This is a genomic window from Thermus sp. (assembly GCF_039793865.1).
Lineage (GTDB): Bacteria > Deinococcota > Deinococci > Deinococcales > Thermaceae > Thermus.
Genome location: NZ_JBAMMI010000028.1, coordinates 9,128 through 16,015, shown reverse-complemented (window position 1 = coordinate 16,015; position 6,888 = coordinate 9,128). Strand labels below are relative to the sequence as shown.

Annotated in this window: 7 protein-coding genes; 4 read left to right on the top strand and 3 right to left on the bottom strand. The window is 70.2% G+C overall.

Going from position 1 to position 6,888, the window contains the following annotated elements:
* Positions 1-2,466 carry a POTRA domain-containing protein gene (locus ABJK26_RS02700; RefSeq protein WP_347240687.1) on the bottom strand — a complete coding sequence of 822 codons (2,466 nt, stop codon included), beginning with the start codon at positions 2,464-2,466 and terminating at the stop codon, positions 1-3.
* A gap of 56 nt (positions 2,467-2,522) precedes the next feature.
* Between ABJK26_RS02700 and ABJK26_RS02695 the strand changes: the two genes are divergently transcribed.
* Genes ABJK26_RS02695 through ABJK26_RS02685 form a run of 3 tightly spaced genes read left to right on the top strand, consistent with a single transcriptional unit; the run spans position 2,523 to position 4,454 of the window.
* Positions 2,523-3,341 carry a purine-nucleoside phosphorylase gene (locus ABJK26_RS02695; RefSeq protein ID WP_347240686.1) on the top strand — a complete coding sequence of 273 codons (819 nt, stop codon included), beginning with the start codon at positions 2,523-2,525 and terminating at the stop codon, positions 3,339-3,341.
* Entirely contained in the window at positions 3,341-3,976 is a 636-nt protein-coding gene (locus tag ABJK26_RS02690; protein WP_347240685.1) for a YggS family pyridoxal phosphate-dependent enzyme, read from the top strand. Before ABJK26_RS02695 ends, ABJK26_RS02690 begins: the two co-directional genes overlap by 1 nt.
* A 7-nt stretch (positions 3,977-3,983) precedes the next feature.
* On the top strand, positions 3,984-4,454 hold the full coding sequence (locus tag ABJK26_RS02685; protein ID WP_347240684.1) for a DivIVA domain-containing protein: 471 nt from the start codon (positions 3,984-3,986) through the stop codon (positions 4,452-4,454).
* Here the strand turns inward: ABJK26_RS02685 and ABJK26_RS02680 are convergent.
* The gene (locus ABJK26_RS02680) at positions 4,378-4,953 is read right to left on the bottom strand and encodes a YdcF family protein (RefSeq protein WP_347240682.1); all 576 of its coding nucleotides are present in this window, start codon (positions 4,951-4,953) and stop codon (positions 4,378-4,380) included. The two genes, ABJK26_RS02685 and ABJK26_RS02680, sit on opposite strands and share 77 nt — an antisense overlap.
* 38 nt (positions 4,954-4,991) lie before the next feature.
* On the opposite strand from ABJK26_RS02680, the gene hflX reads away from it, so the two are divergent.
* The gene (hflX, locus tag ABJK26_RS02675) at positions 4,992-6,638 is read left to right on the top strand and encodes a GTPase HflX (RefSeq protein ID WP_347240681.1); all 1,647 of its coding nucleotides are present in this window, start codon (positions 4,992-4,994) and stop codon (positions 6,636-6,638) included.
* Here hflX and ABJK26_RS02670 read toward each other — a convergent pair.
* Positions 6,626-6,888, bottom strand: a 263-nt coding sequence (locus ABJK26_RS02670; protein WP_347240680.1) for an acylphosphatase, incomplete at its 5' end; no start/stop codon positions are given. The two genes, hflX and ABJK26_RS02670, sit on opposite strands and share 13 nt — an antisense overlap.

Sequence of the window (6,888 nt, the reverse complement as noted above, 5' to 3'; positions counted from 1 at the left end):
TTAGAACATGGGCCCGATGCGGAAGTGAAGCCTTCCCGTGGGGCTTTCGGGGCTGAAGGCGTAGTCCAGCCTCAAGGAAGGGAGGAGGGCCCCGAAGACGTCCAGGTCCAGCTGGAAGCCGATGCCCGCCCCCCACTTCACCCCCCCGGTGTTGTCGGCGAGGCCGAGGTCGGTGAAGACGATGCCGTAGAGGTTGGTTCCCCCCTGGGGGGAGAGGCGGAAGTCGTAGCGGTACTCCAGGCTCCCCGTGGCGAAGGAGAGGCCCCCGTACTTCCGGTCCTCGTAGCCCCGGAGGAGGAAGGCCTCCGCGCCGCCCCCGGAGAGGTAGAAGCGCTCGCTTTCCGGCGGGTAGCCCAGGAGGGTGCCCGCGGAGAGCCGGAAGGCCAGGGCCTGGCGCCTCTCCGGGTCCAGGGCCAGGTAGGTCTTGCCCGTGGCCACCAAGGGCACGAAGAAGCTCCGGCCCCCCGTGTCGGGCAGGGAGAGGCCGAGGCCGGTGGCGAGGCTCGCCTCGTAGCCCTGGGTGCGGAAGCGGGGGTCGTCCACGTCCAGGTAGGCGAAGGTGGTGTCCAGGCGCACCGTCCAGCCGGGGGTGGGGAGGAGGCTTTGGGCCAGGGAGGGGTTCTTGTAGCCGGTGCCGTCGCAGTACTTGGGACTCGTGGTGTCGGTCACGCTGGGGTCGCAAGGGGCGTTGGGGTCGTAGACCTCCAGGAGAAAGGTGGAGCGCCGGGCGGAAAGCCCCAAGGAGAGGCGGAGGTTTTCCAGCTCCTTGGAGAAGGGCCGGGAGAGGCTGAAGCCAAAGCCCGTGCGGCGCTCCGTGTACTCCCAGCCGGTGTCGGTGGTGCCCTGGAGGAGCTTGTTGTTGCTGATGGGGGTGGAGAAGAGGCTTACGGAGAGGCCCGTGCGCACCTCCTTGAGGTCGGCGAAATCCAGGTAGAGCCAGGGGATGGTGTAGGCGGCGGAGAGGGAGAGGTTGTCCCGGGCCTCGTTCTGCACGAAGGCCAGGTCCAGGCTCACCTGGTGGGCGAGGCCGAAGAGGTTGGTCTCCTTGAAGGAGACGCTCCCCGACCACCCCCCCAGGGAGCTCCAGCCGAGGGCCGGCTGGAAGAGGCCGGTCCTCGCCTCCTTGAGCCCCAGGACCACCACCACCTCTCCCGGCTTTTCCGAGGGGGCCAGGGAGACCCGGGGCGGTTCGGCGAGGAGCCCCGTGGCGAGGAGGCGGGCCATGGCCCTGCGGAGCTCGGGGACGCTGAAGAGGCTTCCCGGCTTGGGAAGCTCCCTTAGGATCACCTCCTCCTGGGTGCGGTGGCCCCCCTGCCACTCCAGGCGGTAGCCCCCGATCTTGAGCTCCACCACCTCGAGGCGGTAGACCCCCTCCTGGAAGCCAAAGCGCACGTCGGCCACCTCGTAGCCCTTCTCCTGGTAGAAGCCCGCGAGGCGCCGGGCGTCCTCCTGGGCCAGGAGAGGGGTGTAGACCTCCCCGGGCTTGAGGCGGAGGAGGGCAAGGAGCTCTTCCGTGGGGAAGGCCGTGTTCCCGGTGAGCTCCACCCGCGCGATCCTCCCCCCCTCGAGGCCCGGGGAGAGGCGCACCACCACCTGGTCCCCCTCGGGGAGGAGGGCGAAGTCCGCCACCCGGGAAAGCTTCCGGGAAAGGGCCTGAACCCCCTCCAGGAGCTTTGAGTAGTTCAGGTAGTCCCCGGGCTTCAAGGGGAAGTCCCCTAGGTCCAGGCCCTCCCCCTCCACCCTCGCCACCTTGAGCTCCCGCACCCGCACGGTGAGGACGCCCTCCTCCAGGGCGGAGGCCTCGAGGTCGGGGCCGCTAAAGCGGTAGCCCGCCGCCTCGTAGCGGCCGGCGATGCCCCTTAGGGCCTCCTGGTACTTGGCGAAGTCAAAGGGGCCTTTCAGGGGCTCGAGGAGCCCGAAAAGCTCCCCCTCGGGGAGGAGGGTGGCCCCCTCGAGGCGCACCGCCTTCACCTCGGGGGCCTCGGCCACCCGGAAGGTGAGGGCCATCTTTCCCCCCACCTCCTTGGCCTCCACCTCCACCTTGGGGGTGAAGGGGAAGCCGTTTTGGCGGTAGGCCCGGGAGAGGCCCTGGGCGGCCTCCTGGGCCCTTAGGGGGTTGTAGGTGGCCTCCTTGCCGATGGCGAAGTTCTCTTCCAGGAAGCGGAGGAGGGTGGCCTCGGGGAAGGCCTTGGCCTCCACCCGCACCTCGGCGATGGGGGGGTAGGGGACGAGGCGCACCCTAAGGACCTCTCCTTCCAGGCGCACCTCCACCTCCCGGAAATAACCCGTGGCCAGGAGGGCCTGGCGGGCGGCCTCGAGGTCGCCCGGCTCGTCCCCTTCCCCGAAGGGCAGGGCGGCCCGGGCCAGGGCCTGGAGCACGGGGTCGCCTCCTTCTACGACCACTTCTTTAATGGGGGCGGCCAGGGCCAGAAGGCCCAAGAGGGCAAAGGCCAAAAGGCGTTTCATGGCCAAGAGCTTACCCAAAGGGCGTGAAAGGGCGGTGAGAGTAGAATGCTCTGGGTATGGGGGTCTACGAGAAAATCCAGGAGGCCGTGGCGGCCATCCGGTCCAGGACCGACTTCCTTCCCGAGGTGGCCGTGGTCCTGGGATCGGGCCTTGGGCCTTTGGCCGAGGAGGTGGAGAGGGTGGCGGAGATCCCCTACGGGGAGATCCCCCACTTCCCCCTTTCCACCGCCCCGGGGCACGCGGGGAGGCTCGTCCTAGGGCACCTCGAGGGCAAGCGGGTCCTGGTCTACCAGGGCCGGGTCCACTACTACGAGGGCTACTCCGCCGAGGAGGTGGTCTTCCCGGTGCGGGTGGGGTTTTTCCTGGGGGCCAGGACCTTCCTCCTCACCTCGGCGGCGGGGGGCCTCAACCCCCGCTTCCGCGCGGGCGGGATCATGCTCCACCTGGACTACATCAACTTCGCCGGGGCGAACCCCCTAAGGGGCCCAAACGACGAGCGCTTAGGCCCCCGCTTCCCCGTGATGTTCGGGGCCTACGACCCGGGGCTCATAGAGCTTGCCCGGAAGGTGGCCCGCAGGCAGGACCTCCACCTCTTTGAGGGGGTCTACGCCTGGTTCATGGGGCCCTCCTTCGCCAGCCGGGCCGAGCTCAGGATGCTCCGGGAGCTCGGAGCCGACGCCATCGGCATGTCCACCGTGCCCGAGGTCATCGCCTTAAGGCACCTCGGGGCCCGGGTCCTGGGGCTTTCCACCATCACCGACATGGCGGTGCCGGAAAGGGAGCACCACGCCACCGAGGAGGAGGTGCTCCGGGTGGCGGCCGAAACGGGCCCCGTCTTCCGCCGCTTCGTGCGGGGGATCCTCGCCGAGCTCTGATGGGGCTTCCCCAGGTCCTAGAGCGCATAGAAAGGGCCTGCCGCCGCGCGGGGAGGGACCCTAAGGAGGTGCGCCTGGTGGCGGTGACCAAGGGGCGCTCGGTGGAGGAGATCCAGGCCAAGGTCCTGGCCCACGGCGCCTTTCCCTTGGGGGAGAGCCGGGTCCAGGAAGCCCTGAAGAAGATGGAGAACCTCCAGGCGGAATGGCACCTGGTGGGCCCCCTCCAGCGCAACAAGGCCAAGTTCGCCCCCCGCTTCGCCCTCGTCCACTCCCTGGACTCCCTGCGCCTGGCGGAGGCCCTGGAGCGGGTGGGGGAGAGGGAGGGGGTGCGGCTTCGGGTCCTCCTGGAGGTGAACCTTGGCCGGGAGCCCCAGAAGCACGGCTTCCTGGAGGAGGAGCTCCCCGAGGCCGTGGCCCGGGTGCGGGAGATGCCCCACCTCGAGGTCCTGGGCCTCATGACCGTGCCCCCTTTGGGCCCGGAAGGGGTGGTGCGCCCCATCTTCCGGAGGCTTTCGGAGCTCGCCGACCGCTACGGCCTTCCCGAACGCTCCATGGGCATGTCTGACGATTACGAGTGGGCGGTGGAGGAGGGGGCCACCTTCGTGCGGGTGGGCCGGGCCCTCTTTGTAGACTGAGGGGCACATGGACCTGACCCCCTTGGACGTTCGCTACCAGGAGTTCCCCACCGGGCTTCGCGGCTACCGGAAGGAGGCGGTGCGGGCCTACCTCGCCCGGGTGGCGGAGGTGATGGAGGGCCTCATCGGGGAGAACGAGGCCCTGAAGGAGCGCCTAAAGGCCTTGGAGGAGGAGGTGGCCCGCCTGAAGGAGACGGAAGGGGAGCTCAAGCGGGCGGTGGTGGCCGCGGAGAGGATCGCCCGGGAGCTCAAGGCCCAGGCGGAAAAGGAGGCGGAGCTCATCCGCAAGGAGGCCCTCGCGGCCAAGGAGCAGGTGCTTCGGGAAGCCGCGGAGGAGCTCCGGCGCCTCCGGGGGGAGATTGAGCAGGCCCGCCAGGAGAAGGCCCTCGTCCTCGGCCAGCTTAAGGCCCTCCTCCAGGGCTACCTGGAGGCCGTAGCGCGGCTTGAGGCGGAGCGCCCAGGCGGGGAAGGGGCCTGAGCCCCAGGTAGAGCCAGAGGCGGTAGAGGGCCTCCCGGAGCCAGTAGGCCGGGGCGTACTCCCCGGGGACCGGGCACCCCTCGGCCCGGAGCCCCAGAAGCCGGGCCAGGAAGAGGGCCCGGGGGAGGTGGGGGGCGTCGGTGACCAAGAGGACCCGCCCCCGGAGGGAGGGCTTGAGGAAGAGGAGGTTCTCGTAGGTGGACTGGCTTTGGGTCTCGCAGAGGAGGGCCTCCCGCGGCACCCCCCGCGCCCTCAGGTAGCGGCACCCCACCTCCCCCTCGCTCTCCCGGTCCCCCAGGGCCTTCCCTCCGGCCACGGCGATCCTCGGGGCGAGGCCCCTTTGGTAGAGGGCGAGGGCGGCCTCGAGGCGGCGCTCCAGGGCCGGGGAGGGCTTGCCCCCGTACTGGGCCGCCCCCAGGACCACGATCCAGGCGTAGGGTTCCTGGGGCCAGGCCAGGGCGAAAAGGGCGAGGAGAGCGAGGCCCCGCACGCCCCCCACTCTAGGGCAACCGGGCCTTTTGGTATACTGGGAGGGCATTGGAGAAGATCTACGGGAAGACGGAGGGGCTCAGGAAAAGCGACCTCAAGAGGCTTTCCAACCTTTACCGCAGGCGGCTTCCGCCCGAGCGGGTTCTGACCCCGGAGCTCGCCCAGACCCTGGCGGGGCTGTCCCAGGAGATCCACCGGCCCGTCGCCCTCCTCCTGGACCGGGGCGGGCGGGTGGTGCGCGTGGGCGTGGGGGACGCTAAGGACCTCCCCATCCCGGAAGGGGCGAGGGCGGAGCGGCGGCTTTCCGGCTTCCGCCTCCTCCACACCCACCTCTCCCCAGGGGGGCTTTCCCGGCCCGACCTTTCTGTTCTCTTCCTCCACCGCCTGGACAGCCTGGCCGCCCTGGAGGTGGAGGGGGGAAGGCCCGCCACCCTCCACCTCGCCTTCCTCGCGCCCCCGAAGACCGGGGAGGACTGGCGCCTCCTTCCCCCCAGGCCCTACTTCCAGTACCTGGACCTGGACCTGAGGGCCGAGGTGGAGGCCCTGGAGGAGGAGCTTTCCCGCCAGGCCCGGGTGAGGGAGCTTCTGGACGGGAGCGGCGAAAGGGCCATCCTGGTAGGGGTGGACACGGGGGAGGGCCCCGAGGCGGAGGCCGGCCTCAAGGAGCTCGCCGAGCTCACCCGCACCGCCGGGGGGGTGCCGGTGAAGCGGGTCCTGGTCTTCCGGCCAGGCCTGGACCCCCGCTACCTGGTGGGCCTCGGCAAGCTGGAGGAGCTCAAAAGCCTCGCCTACCACGAGAACGCCTCCACCCTCATCTTCGGCCTGGAGCTCTCCCCGGCCCAGGCCCGGGAGATTGAGCGGGTCACGGGCCTCAAGGTCTTGGACCGGACCCAGCTCATCCTGGACATCTTCGCCCTCCACGCCAAGACCCCCGAGGCCCAAGCCCAGGTGGAGCTGGCCCAGCTCCGCTACCTCCTCCCCCGCCTGGTGGGGAAAGGAAAGGAGATGAGCCGCTTGGGGGGCGGCATCGGCACCCGGGGCCCAGGGGAGACCAAGCTGGAGGTGGACCGGAGGCGCCTTCAGGAGCGCATCGCCCACCTTTCCCGGAAGCTCGAGGAGTACGCCAAAAGGCGGGAGGAGGCCAGGCGGCAGAGGCGGCGCCAGGGGGTGCCCCTCGTGGCGGTGGTGGGCTACACCAACGCCGGGAAGACCACCCTCCTCCAGGCCCTGGCCCGGGGCGGGGAGGCGGGGGAGAACAAGCTCTTCGCCACCTTGCGCCCCCTCACCCGGAGGGGGTTCCTGCCGGGGGTGGGGGAGGTGCTCTTCACCGACACCGTGGGCTTCATCCGCAAGATGCCCGAGGAGCTCCTCACCGCCTTCCGGGCGACCCTCGAGGAGGTGCGGGAGGCGGACGTCCTGATTCACGTCCTGGACGCCTCGGAAGAGGGGGCGCTGGAGCGGCACCGGGTGGTGCGGGACCTGCTTTTGGACCTCGGGGTGGAGGCTCCCGTGGTCCTCGCCCTCTCCAAGGCCGACCGGGCGGCGCCCTACGACCTCTACTTCCTGGGGGAGCGCCTGGGAGGGGTGCCGGTCTCCGCCCTCAAGGGGACGGGCCTAAGGGAACTCAAGGAAGCCTTGGCTGGGGCCCTCCTGGCCTCGGGGGTGAGGCCCCAGGCCTGGGCTCAGTACACGTGAAAGCCCTTTAGCCCCGCCTCCTCCCCCCACTGGACCTCCACCGCCTCCACCCGGGCGAGGCGGGGGCCTTGCTTGAGGTGGTGGAGGAAGGCCTCGAGGGCCTCCTTAGGCCCCTCGGCCACCACCTCCACCCGGCCGTCGGGGAGGTTTTCGGCGTAGCCCGAAAGGCCGAGCTCCAGGGCCTTCTTCTGGGTGAAGGCCCGGTACCCTACCCCTTGCACCCTTCCCTTGACCAAGGCCACGAGGCGCG